This window comes from Maribacter sp. Hel_I_7 (assembly GCF_000688315.1).
Lineage (GTDB): Bacteria > Bacteroidota > Bacteroidia > Flavobacteriales > Flavobacteriaceae > Maribacter > Maribacter stanieri.
Genome location: NZ_JHZW01000003.1, coordinates 1,074,566 through 1,092,088 on the forward strand (window position 1 = coordinate 1,074,566; position 17,523 = coordinate 1,092,088).

General features: G+C 33.7%; 18 protein-coding genes. 9 read left to right on the plus strand and 9 right to left on the minus strand.

Going from position 1 to position 17,523, the window contains the following annotated elements:
- Positions 1-26: 26 nt before the first annotated feature.
- Positions 27-1,667 (minus strand): type IX secretion system membrane protein PorP/SprF, encoded by a 1,641-nt coding sequence (locus P178_RS0116375; RefSeq protein WP_027067233.1) that lies wholly within the window; start codon positions 1,665-1,667, stop codon positions 27-29.
- A gap of 84 nt (positions 1,668-1,751) precedes the next feature.
- Between P178_RS0116375 and P178_RS0116380 the strand changes: the two genes are divergently transcribed.
- The gene (locus P178_RS0116380; RefSeq protein ID WP_027067234.1) at positions 1,752-2,294 is read left to right on the plus strand and encodes a SixA phosphatase family protein; all 543 of its coding nucleotides are present in this window, start codon (positions 1,752-1,754) and stop codon (positions 2,292-2,294) included.
- Positions 2,295-2,374: 80 nt separating this feature from the next.
- Entirely contained in the window at positions 2,375-2,836 is a 462-nt protein-coding gene (smpB, locus tag P178_RS0116385) for an SsrA-binding protein SmpB (protein WP_027067235.1), read from the plus strand.
- On the opposite strand, the gene P178_RS0116390 is transcribed toward smpB, so the two are convergent.
- Positions 2,833-3,474 (minus strand): protein-L-isoaspartate(D-aspartate) O-methyltransferase, encoded by a 642-nt coding sequence (locus P178_RS0116390; RefSeq protein WP_027067236.1) that lies wholly within the window; start codon positions 3,472-3,474, stop codon positions 2,833-2,835. The genes smpB and P178_RS0116390 overlap by 4 nt on opposite strands.
- A gap of 146 nt (positions 3,475-3,620) precedes the next feature.
- On the opposite strand from P178_RS0116390, the gene P178_RS0116395 reads away from it, so the two are divergent.
- Genes P178_RS0116395 through P178_RS0116425 form a run of 7 tightly spaced genes read left to right on the plus strand, consistent with a single transcriptional unit; the run spans position 3,621 to position 9,821 of the window.
- Positions 3,621-4,595: a Gfo/Idh/MocA family oxidoreductase gene (locus P178_RS0116395; protein WP_027067237.1), complete on the plus strand. Its 975-nt coding sequence runs from the start codon at positions 3,621-3,623 to the stop codon at positions 4,593-4,595.
- On the plus strand, positions 4,592-5,482 hold the full coding sequence (locus tag P178_RS0116400) for a 3-hydroxyacyl-CoA dehydrogenase family protein (RefSeq protein WP_027067238.1): 891 nt from the start codon (positions 4,592-4,594) through the stop codon (positions 5,480-5,482). The genes P178_RS0116395 and P178_RS0116400 overlap by 4 nt, the downstream gene beginning before the upstream one ends.
- Before the next feature lie 23 nt (positions 5,483-5,505).
- A complete protein-coding gene (locus P178_RS0116405; RefSeq protein WP_027067239.1) occupies positions 5,506-6,159 on the plus strand; it encodes a YggS family pyridoxal phosphate-dependent enzyme in 654 nt (217 codons plus the stop codon).
- Positions 6,160-6,200: 41 nt separating this feature from the next.
- The gene (locus P178_RS0116410) at positions 6,201-7,568 is read left to right on the plus strand and encodes a 3'-5' exonuclease family protein (RefSeq protein WP_027067240.1); all 1,368 of its coding nucleotides are present in this window, start codon (positions 6,201-6,203) and stop codon (positions 7,566-7,568) included.
- Position 7,569: 1 nt separating this feature from the next.
- Positions 7,570-8,427 carry an ion transporter gene (locus P178_RS0116415; protein ID WP_027067241.1) on the plus strand — a complete coding sequence of 286 codons (858 nt, stop codon included), beginning with the start codon at positions 7,570-7,572 and terminating at the stop codon, positions 8,425-8,427.
- Entirely contained in the window at positions 8,420-9,340 is a 921-nt protein-coding gene (gene miaA, locus P178_RS0116420; protein ID WP_027067242.1) for a tRNA (adenosine(37)-N6)-dimethylallyltransferase MiaA, read from the plus strand. Before P178_RS0116415 ends, miaA begins: the two co-directional genes overlap by 8 nt.
- Positions 9,333-9,821, plus strand: coding sequence for a gluconokinase (locus P178_RS0116425; RefSeq protein WP_027067243.1), 489 nt, complete (start codon positions 9,333-9,335; stop codon positions 9,819-9,821). Before miaA ends, P178_RS0116425 begins: the two co-directional genes overlap by 8 nt.
- Before the next feature lie 53 nt (positions 9,822-9,874).
- On the opposite strand, the gene P178_RS0116430 is transcribed toward P178_RS0116425, so the two are convergent.
- From P178_RS0116430 to recN, 7 genes are all read right to left on the minus strand, one after another.
- Positions 9,875-10,588 (minus strand): response regulator transcription factor, encoded by a 714-nt coding sequence (locus P178_RS0116430; protein WP_027067244.1) that lies wholly within the window; start codon positions 10,586-10,588, stop codon positions 9,875-9,877.
- Between the two features lie 6 nt (positions 10,589-10,594).
- The gene (locus P178_RS0116435) at positions 10,595-12,178 is read right to left on the minus strand and encodes a sensor histidine kinase (protein ID WP_027067245.1); all 1,584 of its coding nucleotides are present in this window, start codon (positions 12,176-12,178) and stop codon (positions 10,595-10,597) included.
- A gap of 83 nt (positions 12,179-12,261) precedes the next feature.
- Positions 12,262-12,846 carry a dephospho-CoA kinase gene (gene coaE / locus P178_RS0116440; RefSeq protein ID WP_027067246.1) on the minus strand — a complete coding sequence of 195 codons (585 nt, stop codon included), beginning with the start codon at positions 12,844-12,846 and terminating at the stop codon, positions 12,262-12,264.
- On the minus strand, positions 12,843-13,808 hold the full coding sequence (locus tag P178_RS0116445) for a YbbR-like domain-containing protein (RefSeq protein WP_027067247.1): 966 nt from the start codon (positions 13,806-13,808) through the stop codon (positions 12,843-12,845). Before P178_RS0116445 ends, coaE begins: the two co-directional genes overlap by 4 nt.
- Complete coding sequence (locus P178_RS0116450; protein WP_027067248.1) at positions 13,808-14,815, minus strand: glycosyltransferase; 1,008 nt, start codon at positions 14,813-14,815, stop codon at positions 13,808-13,810. Before P178_RS0116450 ends, P178_RS0116445 begins: the two co-directional genes overlap by 1 nt.
- Before the next feature lie 53 nt (positions 14,816-14,868).
- Positions 14,869-15,675, minus strand: coding sequence for an enoyl-ACP reductase (locus tag P178_RS0116455; RefSeq protein WP_027067249.1), 807 nt, complete (start codon positions 15,673-15,675; stop codon positions 14,869-14,871).
- 161 nt (positions 15,676-15,836) lie between these two features.
- Complete coding sequence (gene recN, locus P178_RS0116460; protein ID WP_027067250.1) at positions 15,837-17,504, minus strand: DNA repair protein RecN; 1,668 nt, start codon at positions 17,502-17,504, stop codon at positions 15,837-15,839.
- Positions 17,505-17,523: the final 19 nt, after the last annotated feature.

Here is a 17,523-nt window from a genome sequence, read left to right on the forward strand (position 1 = left end):
AATTATTTAATAGAGCTTAAGGGAGATTATTCTTCTCCCGTTACTCTAAATATCCATATTTTATCACTGTACTTGCCGTCTAACTTAGAGTCTCTAGCGGCTCTTGCATCTTTAATGAAATTATATTTAGCCAGGTATACGTAGTTATATTTATTCTTTTGCCTAAAGAAAGATTTTGCATTTATTCCCTTTTTCTTCATGTCCGCCAAGAAAGCATCTAAGTATTTTTTAGTCCCAAATACGTTTGCTATTAAATAATAACCAGGTTCCAAAGAGCCTTCTTTAGCGACTTCTTCGTATTTCTCGCCAGCCTTAACTTCAACCACTTCGTTTTTCATAGCTAAAGCTTCGCTTTGAGCTATTGAATCTTGTCGTTGTTTTTGCGCTAATGCAACAGCCTCAGCCTCTCTCTTCATTACAACAGCAATTGAATCTTGCTGTCTTTGCTGTTTAAGTGCTTTTGCAGCAACTAATGCCTGTTCCACTTTTGCATTCTCTATTGAATCCCTTTTTCTCTTTAAGTCTCGCTTAGATTCCTTTGCGGCAATACCCGTCTTCCTGGAAGCATCTTGAATAGAATCTCTAATTCTATTGCTTTCTATAAGTGCTAGACGCTCTTGTTTTTTCGATTCGCGTTTTAAAGCTAGCTTTTCCGCTTTAGTCAATTCAGTTGACTCTACTTCCTTTTCTTCTTGTTTAGCAAGTAACTCTTCTTTACTCTTTTCTTCTTCAGCTATTAATTGCTCTTCTAATTTTTCTTCAGGCGTTTGTAATGCTCCTAATTTATAAGAAGTAACCAATTCAAAAGAAGGGTCCTGTCCTTTTAGATCTGAACTTGTCCCAACTTCAATTAAAGCCCCAAAAGAAACTCGTTTAAAGAAACGACCTCCAACTCCTCCTGAGAATCCGTAGAAACTATTATAACCTGCTTGAGCCCAATACTTATTGGTTGTCAATAAAGTGGTTAAACCCACTTGATTATCCAAGCCAGGTATAGTCTTGTAATACAATATTGGTCTAAAAACAGAACTATTATCATTTGCTAATAAATCTACTGGAAAATCATAACTTACCAATGCCTGAAACATTCTATCATCTGGACTAGTGTTTCTCTCATTAGTAGTGAAGTTATAATCGAAAAGATTCTCTGATACCAACCCAATATTAAAACCATCAATACTCAAATTAACACCAGGTGCCATTTGTATGATAAAATCATTATTTATAGTTGTCTGGATAGGATTCGGCACAAAGAAACGATCATCTGCCAACTTCTGCTGAAAAGCAAATAGATTAAGACCTACCCCCAAAAACACATTTTCGCTTAGTTCTATATTATAAGCGTAATTTAAAGCGGCACCGGTATTTAGAAAAATACCTGTATTATGTTGAAAAAAACCAACACCTGCAGAAGACACATCACTTAGTCTTGTAGTGTAATTTAAAAATAATGAAGTTGGGTCAGCATCATAGCTTTGCCATTGCCATCTAGCCCATAGCGCCACAGAGGAAGGATTATTACGATCCAAACTATAAGCAGGATTTATTAAACTACTGTTATATTCGGTTAGATTTTGTTGCCTAAAATCTGTAGGTAGTACGACTTCTTGAGCCTTAAGACCTAGAACTACAAAACCGATAAGAAGTGCCCCACAAAATTTTTTCATATGCAAAAAAACAAAAAATAGACTATTTATAGTACTATTTTGAAGTAATTTTAGTTATTAAATTAATACACCAAACATAATTTCATGAAAGCATTCAAATATGTTCTTTTTATTTTACTGTCTATCAGTCTTTCTTGTAAAGAAGAGCCAACAGTTGACACATCACAAGAACAATCTTCTGTTTCTACTTTTTACCTTATAAGACATGCAGAAAAAAACAGAGGTAATCTTAATGTCGCCGACCCAGAACTTAACCAACAAGGGTTAGGTAGAGCTATGCATTGGGCAGAAATTCTAGCAGACACAGAATTAGATGCAATCTACTCTACCGACTACAATAGAACTTCTATGACCGCCGCACCTACTTCTGTAAAACAAAATATAGATGTACAGTATTATGACCCCAACACTATTGATATTGCGCAATTTAAAACAGAAAATTTAAATAAAAACGTTTTAGTTGTTGGTCATAGTAATACTACACCAGAATTTGTCAATAAATTAATAGACGAGCAAAAGTATTTTGATATTGATGATAGTGAGAACGGAACGCTATTTATCGTGAAAATAATAAATGGAAAACCTTCAGTTGACAAACTTATTTTCAACTGTAATTGCCCCGATTAATCTTTTTTAAATCTATTTTCATTAGCAATTAGTTTTAAAAGGCTAAGACATTCATTGAATTGTTCTTACTTTTGTCTGTGATGCAGAATACTATTAACATTAAAAATAAAAGGGCTCGTTTTGAATATGAGCTTTTGGACACGTTTACAGCAGGTATTGTTTTGGCAGGTACCGAAATAAAAGCCATTAGAGAAGGTCGCGCCTCTATTTCGGAAAGCTTTTGTGAGTTCAACGAAAGAGAAGAACTATTTGTAATCAACATGCAAATAGATGAATATTCGCACGCATCTCATTTTAACCATAAACCAAAAGCGGAACGTAAATTACTGCTACAAAAAAGAGAACTTAAAAAACTAAGTAAAGAAGTCAAAACTTCTGGTTTAACCATTGTACCACTTCGTGTATTCTTAAACGATAGAGGACTTGCTAAAATGCAAATTGCTTTAGCCAAGGGTAAAAAACTCTACGACAAGAGAGAATCCATTAAAGATCGTGATAACAAAAGAGACTTAGACCGAGTTAAAAAGAATTTCAATAATTAGTTTTTATTCTCTAATAGTGGTACGAATCTAAAGGACCCGTATTCTGTTTTTGAAAATTCTTTTTCGGTTGTTCTAACAAATAATGTCATTATTTGCTCCTCAAAACCTATAGGTATAACTAACCTACCTCCTACTTTTAACTGTGACAACAAGGCTTTAGGTACTTCTGGTGCGCCTGCCGTGACAATAATACGATCAAAAGGCGCCTGTTCCGGCAGACCTTTATAACCATCACCAAAAATTATTTTTTTAGGCCGGTACCCCATTTTCTTAAAAAACAGATTTGTTTTTTTAAACAATTCTAATTGTCTTTCTATTGTCCAAACTTTTACGCGTAAGTTTAAAAGAATTGCAGTTTGATATCCACTGCCTGTACCTATTTCTAAAACTTTTTGACCTTCTTCAAGTTGTAATAATTCTGTTTGAAAAGCAACGGTATATGGATGCGAAATTGTCTGGTTTGCAGCAATAGGAAATGCTTTGTCTTGATAGGCATGCCCCTCAAAACTACTATCCATAAACAAGTGCCTAGGTATCTCTCTTACAGCATCAAGTACTTTTCTATCCGCTATTCCCTTGTCTATTAATATTTGCGCTAAATGGTTGCGCATGCCCCTGTGTTTTAAGGTATCTTTCAATGGTAGTTGGTTTGACCATCAAAGTTAATAAAGTTCTTTATACGACGGAAGAACCTTTTAAAACTAATCATCATTTTTTATAAAATTGAAATAACGCATAGGATAAAAGTACCTAACTATGTGTATTTTTGATGAAAACGAAACAAATGTTAAAAGTTGGTGTTTTAGGAGCTGGGCATCTAGGTAAAATCCACCTTAGACTTCTAAAAGAATCTAAAAAATATGACCTTATAGGCTTTCACGATGCAGATAGCTCTAATGGTCAAAAAGTTAGTGAAGAATTTGGATATACCTATTTTAAAAATCTTGATGATTTAATAGATGTAGTAGATGTAGTAGATATTGTCACCCCTACACTTTCACATTACGAATGTGCTAAAAAATCAATTGAAAAAGGTAGGCATATTTTCATAGAGAAACCAATTACACATACTCTGGAAGAAGCTAATTCTTTACTTGAGCTAGAAGAAAAATATGGCATAAAAGGGCAAGTTGGACATGTTGAACGTTTTAACCCGGCATTTACCTCTGTAAAACATGCTATTAAAGAACCAATGTTCATTGAATCTCATCGTTTAGCTGAATTCAACCCTAGAGGAACAGATGTTCCTGTGGTATTGGATTTAATGATTCATGATATCGATGCTATTTTAAGCGTTGTTAATTCTAAAGTAATACAAGTTAATGCAAGCGGGGTATCTGTTATTAGCCAATCTCCCGATATTGCAAATGCTAGACTAGAATTTGAAAATGGATGTGTAGCAAATTTAACCGCAAGTAGAATTTCATTGAAGAATATGAGAAAATCTCGCTTCTTTCAAAAAGACGCGTATATATCGGTAGATTTTCTAGAGAAAAAAGTTGAAGTAGTAAAAATGAAAGATGCTCCCAAAGAACCAGGAGATTTCGACATGATATTACAGAATGCGGAAGGAATTAAAAAGCAAATCTATTTTGAAAATCCTTCAGTTGAAACCAATAATGCAATTTTAGATGAGCTTGAATCTTTCGCTGATTCAATTAATGACGACACAATACCTGTAGTTAGTTTAAAGCAAGGTACACAGGCTTTAAAAGTTGCCCTACAAATTATTGCAGCATTTAATCCAAAGAAAATATGAAAAACATAGCAGTTATAGGCGCAGGTACTATGGGCAATGGAATTGCTCATGTATTTGCTCAAAACGGATTTCAAGTACACCTTATTGATGTTTCTAAAGAAGCTTTAGATAAAGGTCTTAGCACCATTTCAAAGAATTTAGACCGCATGGTTGCAAAAGAAAAAATAAATGTAGCGGACAAAGAGCGTACTCTTTCTAATATTACATTGTTTACCGAATTAAAAGCAGGTGTTACCAACGTAGAACTTGCCATAGAAGCAGCAACAGAAAACATAACTGTTAAACTGAGTATTTTTAAGGAATTGGATTCCCTGTGTAGTGAAAATACAATTTTAGCATCTAATACATCATCTATTTCCATTACACAAATTGCGGCAGCTACCAACAGACCCGAAAAGGTTATTGGTATGCATTTCATGAACCCTGTGCCAATAATGACCTTGGTTGAAATTATTAATGGCTATAGCACTACCAGTGCAACCACTTCTACTATCATGGAGCTTTCAAAACAGTTGGGCAAAACCCCAACAGAGGTTAATGATTACCCAGGTTTTGTTGCCAATAGAATTTTAATGCCAATGATTAATGAAGCGATAGAAACTTTGCACCATGGTGTTGCAGGCGTGCAAGAAATAGATACGGTCATGAAATTAGGTATGGCACACCCTATGGGTCCTTTGCAATTGGCAGATTTTATTGGGTTAGATGTATGTCTGTCTATTTTAAAAGTTATGCATGACGGATTCAAAAATCCAAAATATGCCCCTTCCCCATTATTAGTAAATATGGTTATGGCAGGAAAAAAAGGCATTAAATCTGGAGAAGGTTTTTATGATTATGCCGATAGTAGAAAAGCTGAGATAGTATCAAGTCAGTTCACAAATTAAGATTACCAAAGAAGTAAAATTATATGTCAATAAAAGAAAATCTTTTAGCTGTTACAAATACAATTCCTAATTCAGTAACCCTTGTTGCTGTCTCTAAAACAAAACCCATGTCTTTAATTCAAGAAGCATACGATGAGGGACAACGTATTTTTGGAGAGAACAGGGTTCAAGAAATGACAGAAAAATGGCAGAAAATGCCTAAAGATATCAAATGGCATATGATCGGACACTTACAGCGCAACAAGGTCAAATATATGGCAGAATATGTTTCCTTGGTACATGGTGTTGATAGCCCTAGATTATTGGCAGAAATAAACAAACAAGCAGAAAAACACAATAGAGTTATTTCATGTTTATTACAAGTACATATTGCAGAAGAGGATACCAAGTTTGGTTTTAATGAGGAAGAATTGCTTGAGTTGGTGAGCAATGAGGAATTTAAAACTTACAAGCATATAAAAATTGAAGGATTAATGGGAATGGCAACTTTTACGGATAATATGGATCAGGTTAGACGTGAGTTTAAAAGCTTAAAAGAGCTTTATGCCAAACTTAAAAATAACTATACAGACTTTAACACCCTTTCAATGGGTATGAGTGGTGATTATAAAATTGCAATTGAAGAAGGTAGTACTATGGTACGTATAGGAAGTAGTATCTTTGGATCAAGAAATTAATACCTAAATTCCCACTTACCCAAAAAATTCGATTATATTAAATGTACGCAATTTTAGATATTGAAACTACAGGAGGAAAGTTTAATGAGGAAGGAATTACTGAAATTGCTATTCACAAATTTGACGGTCAAAATGTAGTGGACAAATTTATTAGTCTGGTAAATCCTGAAAAGGAAATTCAACCTTTTGTCGTAAAACTTACCGGTATTAATAGTAAAATGTTAAGGACAGCCCCTAAGTTTTATGAGGTTGCCAAGAGAATTATTGAAATAACGGAAGATACCGTCATTGTAGCTCACAATGCTCAATTTGATTATAGAATTTTAAGAACGGAATTTAGGCGTTTAGGTTACAATTTTGAACGTAAAACCTTATGTACCGTTGACCTTTCTAAGTTATTACTGCCAGATGCAGAATCTTATAGCCTAGGAAAGTTGGTGAGGTCATTAGGTATTCCCGTAAGTGATAGACATAGAGCCAATGGAGATGCTTTAGCAACGATTAAATTATTTAAACTTTTACTAGCTAAGGATACAGAAAAAATAATCATAAAAGACACTATCAGAAAAGAAACCCAAGGTGAACTTTCAGAAAAACAATTGGATATTGTGAGGGATTTACCAAATAAGACTGGTGTTTTTTATATGCATAATAAAGATGGAGATATTATTCACCTTAGCAAAACCAGTGACATAAAAAAGAAAGTAAATCAAATCTTTACAAAGACTAGTGATAAATCTAGAAAAATAGCCAAAGAAACCAAAAAGGTAACTTTTGAGCTAACCGGAAATGAACTAGTAGCTATATTAAAAGAACACGAAGAATTATTGAAACTTAGACCTAAGTACAGTATTATCCCTAAAAAAAGAATGTACAGTCATGCTTTTTGTAAAAGTATTAATGAAAATGGCTATTTCGTTATAGAGATAAAACCTTACCGTGAGTGTGATGAGCCACTAGCTCTTTTCAACGGCGTGTTCAGTGCTAAAAATTACTTATATAAGATAACCCAAGAATTCGGATTATGCGAAAAGGTGAACGGTATAAGTGAAGCTCGTAATAATTGCTCTGGTTATGATGCAGGTACATGCAAAGGTGCATGTATTAATAAAGAAGATGTAGAAGAATATAATAAACGAGTAATTGCTGCGCTCTCTAAAAATAGAGTTAACGGTAATAAAGTATTAGTAATAGATAAGGGTAGAGAAATTGGTGAACAAAGTGCAATTTTAGTTAAAAACGGATCTCTAGTAGGTTTTGGTTTTTATGATCTTAACTATCAAATAAATAATATTCATATCTTAGAAAGTATTATTACACCAATGAACGGTACGCATGATGCTAACTTTCTGATAGAATCTTACTTAAGAAAAAAGAGAGTGCTTAAAATAATAGAAATAAACGATTAGTTTGAAAGAGGACGAAAAACTATCATCCTGGAAGAAAAAGGTTCATGAGATTATTTATGAAGCAGATACCCCTATGGGTAAATTGTTTGATATTATACTTTTTGTCATCATTATTTTCAGTGTTATCCTTATCATGCTTGAAAGTGTAAAAGCTATTGATGCAGAGTATCATGAGATTCTTTTTATTCTTGAATGGATTGTTACTATTTTCTTTACCATTGAATACATTGCACGAATTGTTAGTATAAGAAAGCCCAGTAAGTATATTTTTAGTTTTTATGGTATTATCGATTTCCTTTCAACAATCCCCCTTTATATATCTTACATTTTTGCAGGATCACAGGTGCTTTTAGCCGTTAGAGCATTTAGGTTACTACGTGTTTTTCGTATATTAAAATTGGCTCGTTTTCTAGGTGAAGCCTCTCAATTAAAGAGAGCCCTAAAAGCTAGTAGGGCAAAAATTACGGTTTTCCTTTTTGCTGTACTTATTTGTTCCGTAATGATGGGAACCCTAATGTATTTAATAGAAGGAGATGAAGCTGGCTTTACAAGTATACCTACTAGTATCTACTGGACAATAGTTACACTAACTACTGTAGGTTATGGTGACATTGCACCTATAACACCTCAAGGTCAAGCAATAGCTACTATTATTATGCTTTTGGGTTATGGGATAATTGCGGTACCTACTGGTATGGTTACGGCTGAATTTGCGAAGCAGAATAGAGAAACTTCTAATTTAAAAAATGGCGGTAGTTATGTTCATATAAACACACAAAGCTGCCCAACATGTAGTAAAGAAGGTCATAGAGATGACGCTACCCATTGTTATAATTGTGGATCAATATTAAATGAATAAAACTCTAATTTCAGTGGTAGGCCCTACGGCTATTGGCAAAACCAAACTAGCTATACATTTAGCCAAACAGTATAATACCGAAATAATATCTGCAGACTCACGTCAGTTTTTTAAAGAAATGAATATTGGTACCGCTGTGCCTAGTTTAGAAGAACAAGCGCAAGCAAAGCACCATTTCATTCAACATAAAAGTATTACCGAAACTTATACGGTCGGTGATTTTGAACGTGAAGCTATTCAAAAGCTATCTGAACTTTTCAAAATACATGACGTAGTTGTTATGGTTGGCGGAAGCGGACTATATGTAAATGCCGTAACCGACGGATTAAATACATTCCCAACAATAGACCCTTCAATTAGAGAAGAACTAAATACCAAACTCTCTGAAAGTGGCATAAAACCATTACAACATAAATTAAAACAGCTAGACGCCGAATATTTTAATAAGGTTGATATTTATAACCCTCAAAGAGTAATACGAGCACTTGAAGTTGCCATAGGTAGTGGTAAGCCATATTCTTCTTTTATAAACAAACCTAAGGCAGAAAGAGATTTTAAACTATTGTCCGTAGGTCTAAGAGCAGAACGTGCTTTAATTTATGAACGCATTAATGCACGTGTAGATGTTATGGTCGAAACTGGGTTATTAGAAGAAGCTAAAAGTTTACTTTCCTTTCGCGATTATAATGCTTTACAAACTGTTGGATACAAAGAACTTTTTAAATATTTTGATGGAGAATGGACTTTGGATTTCGCCATATCAGAAATCAAGAAAAATACGAGAAGGTTTGCTAAAAGACAGCTTACATGGTTTTTAAGAAATGAAGATACTCTTTGGTCCGATTACGACTATGAAACTAAGACCCTCTTGGATAAAATAGATGTTGAAATTGAAAATTTAAAAAATGTTTAAAAAGCAAATCTTATTTGTAATGGGTGTTTCCGGAAGTGGAAAATCCACTATAGGGAAACTTTTAGCCGATACACTTAATATACCCTTTTTTGATGGAGACAGTTTTCATCCAGAAGCCAATGTAAAAAAAATGAGCGAAGGTCACCCTCTGAACGATGACGATCGTCAAGGTTGGTTAGAGCGCCTTAACGAGGTTGGTATAGAAAATTTAAGTAGTGGTGCAGTAATCGTGTGTTCTGCCCTTAAACAAAAGTATAGAACTATCCTTGGTCATAATTTAGAGAACAAACATCAATTTATCTATTTAGAGGGTAGTTTTGAGCTTATAGATGCACGCCTTAATAAGCGTAAAAATCATTACATGCCAAAAGGGTTATTAAAATCTCAATTTGAAATTCTTGAAACTCCCACAGAAGCGCTTTCTGTTTCAATAGACCAATCTCCTGATGAAATCGTAAATGAAATTTTAGAAAAACTCTAAAACAAAAAAAGCATCCAAAATTGGATGCTTTTTTTAATTTTTATTATAGTATTCTATTCTCCTTCAGTCTTCACAACCAAACGGAAACCTTCACCATGTATATTCAAAATTTCTACAGTATCATCAACTTTAAGATACTTACGTAATTTAGCTATATAAACATCCATACTACGAGATGTAAAGTAATTATCATCTCTCCATATTTTAGTAAGTGCCAACTCTCTTGGCATTAAATCATTTTCATGTAAAGCCAACAACCTTAATAATTCATTCTCTTTTGGAGATAATTTAATTGATTCTTCGTCTTTATATTTTAAAAATCTCAATTTAGAATTTAAGTGGAAACCACCAATTGTAAATTCAAACTTCTTACTATCTGCCAATCCATTAGAAGCTTTTCTTTGAAGTATTGCTTTTAACTTCATTAATAACACTTCAGAATCAAATGGCTTGTTCAAATAATCATCTGCACCAGCTTTGTATCCTTTAAGAACATCTTCCTTCATTGTTTTTGCCGTTAAAAAAACAATTGGCACGTTCTCATTTTTTTCACGAATTTCCTTCGCCAATGTAAACCCGTCTTTATACGGCATCATTACGTCCAAAATGCAGATATCATAATTATCTTTCTTGAACTTCTCAAAACCTTCCATTCCATTTTTCGCCAAGGTGACATCAAAGTCATTCATTGACAAATAATCTTTCAACACAATTCCAAAATTTGGATCGTCCTCCACTAAAAGTATCTTCTTGTTTATTGTTTCCATAATTTTTTATATTAACGGCAGTTTGATGTAAAATGTACTTCCTTTTCCTTTTTCACTTTCGGCATAAACTTCACCTTGGTGATCTTCTACTATTTTTTTAACGTAAGACAATCCTAATCCATGTCCTTTAACGTTATGTATGTCTCCTGTGTGCTCTCGATAAAATTTTTCAAAAACTTTCTTAACTACACCTTTGCTCATACCAGTACCTTGATCTTGTACTTTAATAATTATATAATTCTTAGCTCTTTCTGTATACACATCAATTTTCGGTGCTTCTTCCGAATACTTAATAGCATTATCAAGCATGTTCACAATTACATTGGTAAAATGCATCTCATTTGCTAAAACCTCTGAGCGTTCCGAATTTAAATGCGTGTGTATATATCCTCCTCTATCATCTACTATTAACTCAACATGAGTTATAGCGTCTTCTATTATGTCGTGAACATTTACCCTATCCTTACTAATATCCAGTTGATTTTTTTCCAACTTAGATATTCGCAATACATTTTCTACTTGCGCATGCATTCTCTTATTCTCATCTCGAATCATTTGCAAGTATCGCAACACTTTTTCTTGATCCCCAATAATTTTTGGGTTTCTAATAGCCTCAACAGCTAAGTTTATAGTTGCTATTGGTGTTTTAAATTCATGCGTCATATTATTAATGAAATCTGTTTTTATTTCAGAAATCTGTTTTTGACGAATTAACTGATAAATTGCTCCGGCATATGCTACTACAATTATAATTGTAAATAACAATGATAACATTGCCAAACCTAAAATAGACTGCACCAAGAATCGCTTTTTCTTAGGAAAGGAAATTAACAAATCGAAATTTGACACTCCCTCAAAGTCAACAAACATTGGTGACCTATATACGTTTGCCTCTGCATATTTGAATTTAGACGACTTTACTTTTGTCGGCAAACCATTGCTATACACACCATATTCAAATGCAATATCCACTCCTCTATTTTCCAACTCGCGTTGTAACAATAATTCAATTTCTTGCTTAGAGACCCTTTTATGAATTGGAACACGTTTAGCATGAACCATAAACATATCTTCCATGGCAGCCTTTTCCATTTTGTTAAGACCTCCAATTTTTTCGATTCTCTGAATTGGATTTAAACGTGGTGTATTACCTTCTAAATCAAAATCTTCTCTAAAAATAGATGTAGTTCGTTTACTGGTGTAATTTTTAATAATGGTGGTATCTGCACCATCACTACTATCAAAGAACGTGGACGAAATACCATAATCCTCTTCTAAAATACCGTGTTCATACAGTAAAATTTCGTTGGAATTGATATCCCTATCAATAAAGAAAAAATTAGTAAGCTGAGTACCTTTAAGCTCTCCTCCTATACTATCCTTCGCATTTAAATACCTGTCAAAATAGTTTTTAGATTCTCTTTCGGTAATCTTATTGGTGACGCTGTTCAATGCTTCAGAAACACTGCTAGAAAATTGCTCTTCTCCACTGTCAATTGATTTCTTAATCCAGAAACTTTGAACGAAAATCAGACCAATAAGTGAAAGGCTCATTAAAACTACTAAGAGCACAAATAACTTTTTGTTCATTGGGGGTTAAAATTAAAGATTTAACAGTTAGAGGATAGTACGTTTAACCTAACCTTAACAAAAATGTTAAAATTGCTAAAGAACTAGCAATCAGTTAAGATAGAAGCGTGAACTTGAAGAACATTTGAGCTAGTTCTTTCTAAATCAATATTTTCGATAACGTAATTGCTCAAATTCAATTTCGTTTTATCATCTAATTGATTGTTCATTCGGGCAATAACTTGCTCCCTACTACTCTTATCTCTATCAACGACTCGTATTATACGCGTTTCTTTAGGTGCTGTTACCAGAATTATGCTATCGTATAAGTCTTGTGCCTTATTTTCAAATAATAAAGCTGTTTCTTGAATTACATAGCTATAATCTTGTTTTTTAGTCCAATCAATAAAATCATTCCTTACTATAGGATGGACGATACCATTTAATTCAGCCAATAAATTAGTGTTACTAAAAACCTTTTCTGCTATAAATGACCGATTTAACTTATCACCCTTATACGCTTCTTCTCCTAATAATTTAATTAATTGACTTTTAATATCAAGAGAAGTATTCATTAGATACTTCGCTCTTTCATCTGAGTTATAAACAGGCACACCAAGCTCTTTAAACATATTGGCTACGGTAGATTTACCACTTCCAATACCACCTGTTAGACCAATTATCTTCATTCTCTTCTCAATATAAATTCAACCTCATTAGTACTAATTACAGCATTGTTCAAAGTTTTTGGATATTGTGCCAACTGTACCGTTAAACTATTACCAGATTCTTTGGAAATTTTTGAATAATCTGCTTCCACGGCAAAATCATCAGCTGAAAGTTCTTTTAAATGCTCTAAAGTTCCTTGACAACGCACCTCTATAATTTCCGGAAAAGTTCTCACCTTAATGCTCTCTGGTAAATTAATAACCGTAACCGGCACCTCAATTACCCTTTCGGAAAACTTAACAATCTTTGCCGAAACCATAACAACGTCATTAGAGAAAGTAGTTCCTTTTAATTGCTTTGGTAACTTAAGTGCTACTTCATCTGTAAAAGAGTTATTTAAGTCATCCTTTTTTATTACTTCTGTTCTTATGTTACGGATAGAATCAATTTGACTTTTTGGACCAGATACTTGAATAGAATCAGGAATTACTTTTATTTCCCCTTCAAGAATATGGTTCGCTGCAAAAGTAAAATCCAACACCGCCTTTACTGGAATTTTTTTAGTTTCCAAAGATGTAAAATCGAAATATATAATATCACTATCAAAATCTGTTAAGGTACTATAATTGTTCAGCTGAGCTTCAAGTTGAATTCTAATTTGATCAGATGTCAAATAATAGCTATCATCTTTATGCATGACTTTACTAACATCTAATTGTATATGCTTAGGCTTAAGTTCATACCCTAGAAATTGAAATCCGACTGCCTGTAAGCGCACTTGAATTTCTTCCTTAGGGGTATTCGCCAATAAGAACTCTTCCGGAATATTTATATATTCAACCTGAAATGTAGTATTGCTAGTATACGTTTGAGATAATTTATTAATCAACCAAGCTAAGGAAGCACACAATAAGAACACTAGAAAGACTTTCACCTTTCTTTTTTTTAGTCCTGTTTGTATCCACTCTATTAAACGTTCCATCAATTCACTCTAAAAAATAATTTAGGAAAAATTTCCTCTGGTTTTTTATTTGAAGATTGAATATACAGGGTTGACTTTAAAAAACCGTATCCATATCCAACAAATTGTATCGCAGTTGCCAATAACGATAAAAATGCAACTTTTAAATTGCGTGTTTTAAACAAGGCATCTACAAACAATATTAAAAAGTACGTTGCATAGAAAAATAACGGAATAGAAAACCCTACTACGGCCAACAAAATAGAAATCACCAATCCAACACAAAATATAGTAGGAAACCAATAAGTAATCTTCTTTGTTTCTGGATGCCACTTATTTAATATGGGACGAACCATTCCGAATTTATTGACTTGTATATAAAACTTATTCCAGTCTATTCGTCTTTTATGGTATACGAATGCTTCTGTTATCAACTTGGTTCCATATCCTTTATTCCATATACGGATGGTTAAATCTGGATCTTCACCTGGGTGAATATTTCCATAACCTCCAACATTTTCAAAAGCTTCTTTGGAAATACCCATATTAAAGCTTCTAGGCTGAAATTTATCTACAGCTTTTTTACCACCACGAATTCCACCTGTTGTTAAAAATGAGGTCATCGCATAATTAATCGCTTTTTGAACATCAGAAAACGACTCATGCGCCGCATCAGGACCACCATAACAATGAACAAAATCTTCTTTTAAGCTTTTCTCCGCTTCTTGTAAATACTGAGGCGGAAGTATACAGTCAGAATCCAAGATAATAAAGTAATTACCTTTTGCCTTACGCATTCCGTAATTACGAGAATCACCAGGACCTGAATTGGTTTTTTTATAATAGGAAATGGCTAATGTATCTACGTACCCACCTATGACCTCTTCCGATGAAATAGTAGAACCGTCTTCGACGATAACCACCTCAAAAGTCTTGTCATAGGTTTGTAACCGCAGACTATCCAACAGTTCCTTAATTTCGTTGGGTCTATTATATACGGGAATGATAAAAGAAAACGATAAGTTCATTATTACTCTCCTTTTATAAATAGGCTCCAATAAAATTGGAAATTAAATCTAAATTAAAATTTCTCTATAACCTCTTGACTAACTCCAGTATTTGAGAAACCACCATCATGAAACAAATTCTGCATGGTTACTTTTCTAGTTAAGTCAGAGAATAAAGTAACGGTATAATCAGCACAGTCCTGAGCCGTCGCATTACCTAAAGGAGACATTTTCTCAGCATAGCTGATAAATCCGTCAAATCCTTTTACCCCTTGTCCAGCTGTAGTTGCGGTTGGAGATTGAGAAATCGTATTTACACGAACTTTCTTTTCTTTACCAAAGAAGTAACCAAAGCTACGTGCCACAGATTCCAAATATGCCTTATTATCTGCCATATCATTATAATCAGGGAAAGTTCTTTGTGCTGCCATATAGGTCAACGCAACAACACTACCCCACTCATTCATTGCATCTGCTTTGTAAAGTGATTGTAACACTTTATGAAAAGACAACGCAGAAACATCCCATCCTTTTGCTGTAAAATCATACTTCTCATCAGTATAAGCACGGCCTTTACGTACGTTTACAGACATACCTATAGAATGTAACACAAAATCAATTTTTCCTCCTAAAATTTCAACTGCCTTAGCAACCAAATTATCTAAGTCTTCTACACTTGTTGCATCTGCAGGAATAATTTCTGAACCTGTTTTCTTGGCTAACTCATCTATCTGACCCATTCTCATGGCAATTGGGGCGTTTGTCAAAACAAAAGTTCCACCTTCATCATGCACAGTTTGTGCAGTTTTCCATGCAATAGAATTTTCATCTAAAGCTCCAAAAATAATTCCCCTTTTTCCTTTTAATAAGTTATATCCCATGATAGTTGATTCTATAGTTTGATTTAATATTCAAAGATATCTAAAATATGTTAAAACCGAATTGATGTAATACGGAAAAAAGCTAAATATAACGCTTGACCCGTTGCATATGTATAACTCACATTTAAATCGCAAATTTTAAAATAAGCAACTCAAAAAGTTTACACCTCCAGTGTGGAATTCAAAAGTTGTTTAGCATGTGCTAAAGCAGAGTCAGATAACTCTTTACCACTAAGCATATGAGCAAGCTCCACTACTCTTTCATCTGTAGTCAATTGCTTCATATTTGTCATGGTACGCTCTTTACCTTCAGTTTTATATACTTTAAAATGATGATTTCCTTTTGATGCCACTTGTGGTAAGTGTGTAATAGAAAACACTTGTAAATCTCCACTCATATCTTTCATGATATCAGCCATTCTGTTTGATATCTCTCCAGATACACCTGTATCTATTTCATCGAACATGATGGTCGGTAATTTTTCATATTTAGCAAGTATTGCCTTTATTACCAACATTATTCTAGACAATTCTCCACCAGATGCAACCTTTTTTAATTCACCATAACTGCCACCTCTGTTAGCTGTAAAAAGAAAAGACAACTCATCTTTCCCTGTCAAAGTAAACGATTCCGAAGCACTTAGTTCTATTTCAAATGAAGCACTTGGCATACCTAGCAAGCCCAAATCAGATTCTAACTTTTTCTTTAATTTAGGTATTACAGCATTTCTTTTTTCACGTAGTACGGTAGCCTGTACCTCTAAAGCAGATTCTATTTCTTGAATCTCCTTTGTTTTTGAGGCTATTTTCTGATCTAGATTAGCTGTTTCAAATACTTTATCGGCAAGCTCATTTTTAATGCTGATTAATTCTGAAACGTCACCAGCATTATGCTTCTTTAAAAGATTATAAAGTAATTGAAGTTTATTATTTACTTGCTCTAATTGATCAGGATTTGCCTCTACTCCTTCTTGCAAACGTTGTAATTCAGAACTAACATCATCCAACTCTATCAACACAGATTTTACACGTTCATAAAGATCCTTGTAATTGGTTCCAAAATCAACCAACTTAGAAAGTGATAGACGCATTTCTGTCACTAAAGGTAAAACACCAATTTGCTCATCATTGAACAATTGGTCTCCTTTTGACAATTGCTCCATAATCAACTCAACATTGTTCAGTTGCTCATATTCCTCTTCTAACTCTTCAATAACCCCTAACTTTAAAGGTGCTTTTTCCAGCTCTTCTAAAAGAAAAGAATTATAATCTTGCTCCTTATTTGCGGTAACCTGAACATCAACTAGATTTTGCAGCTCTTTTTCTGCTTTGCGATACGTTTTTAAACCTTTCCTATATTCCGATAATCGTTTTTGATTATTTGCCAATGCATCAACCAATTTCAATTGAAAGTCGTTCTCTGTAAGTTGCATGGTCTGATGCTGAGAATGGATATCAATAAGGCTCTCTCCTAAACTAGATAAAACCCCTAAAGTAACAGGTGTATCATTTACAAAAGCTCTGGATTTACCACTTGGTAATATTTCGCGCCTAATGACCGTAATTACATCATAATCTAGATCATTTTCCTCAAAGAAATTTTGGAGACCATATGTATCTATCTTAAAAGTTCCTTCTATAATACATTTTTGGTCCTTTACCCGCAACGATGTTAAGTCTGCACGTTTACCCAACACGAGAGATAAGCCACCGAGTAAAATAGATTTACCTGCACCTGTTTCACCTGTAATAACAGTAAAACCTTTATCGAAGTCTACTTCTAGACTGTCAATTAATGCGTAATTAGATATGGAAAGGGTTGAAAGCACGCGATAGAATTTTAGATTC

Bases quoted from the DNA above. Each gene is read 5' to 3' on its own strand.
- P178_RS0116450 (WP_027067248.1), bottom strand. From the start codon at position 14,815: ATGAACTTATCGTTTTCTTTTATCATTCCCGTATATAATAGACCCAAC.
- P178_RS0116430 (WP_027067244.1), bottom strand. From the start codon at position 10,588: ATGGAAACAATAAACAAGAAGATACTTTTAGTGGAGGACGATCCAAAT.
- coaE (WP_027067246.1), bottom strand. From the start codon at position 12,846: ATGAAGATAATTGGTCTAACAGGTGGTATTGGAAGTGGTAAATCTACC.
- P178_RS0116400 (WP_027067238.1), top strand. From the start codon at position 4,592: ATGAAAAACATAGCAGTTATAGGCGCAGGTACTATGGGCAATGGAATT.
- P178_RS0116445 (WP_027067247.1), bottom strand. From the start codon at position 13,808: ATGGAACGTTTAATAGAGTGGATACAAACAGGACTAAAAAAAAGAAAG.
- P178_RS0116435 (WP_027067245.1), bottom strand. From the start codon at position 12,178: ATGAACAAAAAGTTATTTGTGCTCTTAGTAGTTTTAATGAGCCTTTCA.
- P178_RS0116395 (WP_027067237.1), top strand. From the start codon at position 3,621: ATGTTAAAAGTTGGTGTTTTAGGAGCTGGGCATCTAGGTAAAATCCAC.
- P178_RS0116410 (WP_027067240.1), top strand. From the start codon at position 6,201: ATGTACGCAATTTTAGATATTGAAACTACAGGAGGAAAGTTTAATGAG.
- P178_RS0116455 (WP_027067249.1), bottom strand. From the start codon at position 15,675: ATGGGATATAACTTATTAAAAGGAAAAAGGGGAATTATTTTTGGAGCT.
- P178_RS0116375 (WP_027067233.1), bottom strand. From the start codon at position 1,667: ATGAAAAAATTTTGTGGGGCACTTCTTATCGGTTTTGTAGTTCTAGGT.
- smpB (WP_027067235.1), top strand. From the start codon at position 2,375: ATGCAGAATACTATTAACATTAAAAATAAAAGGGCTCGTTTTGAATAT.
- P178_RS0116380 (WP_027067234.1), top strand. From the start codon at position 1,752: ATGAAAGCATTCAAATATGTTCTTTTTATTTTACTGTCTATCAGTCTT.
- P178_RS0116425 (WP_027067243.1), top strand. From the start codon at position 9,333: ATGTTTAAAAAGCAAATCTTATTTGTAATGGGTGTTTCCGGAAGTGGA.
- P178_RS0116405 (WP_027067239.1), top strand. From the start codon at position 5,506: ATGTCAATAAAAGAAAATCTTTTAGCTGTTACAAATACAATTCCTAAT.
- miaA (WP_027067242.1), top strand. From the start codon at position 8,420: ATGAATAAAACTCTAATTTCAGTGGTAGGCCCTACGGCTATTGGCAAA.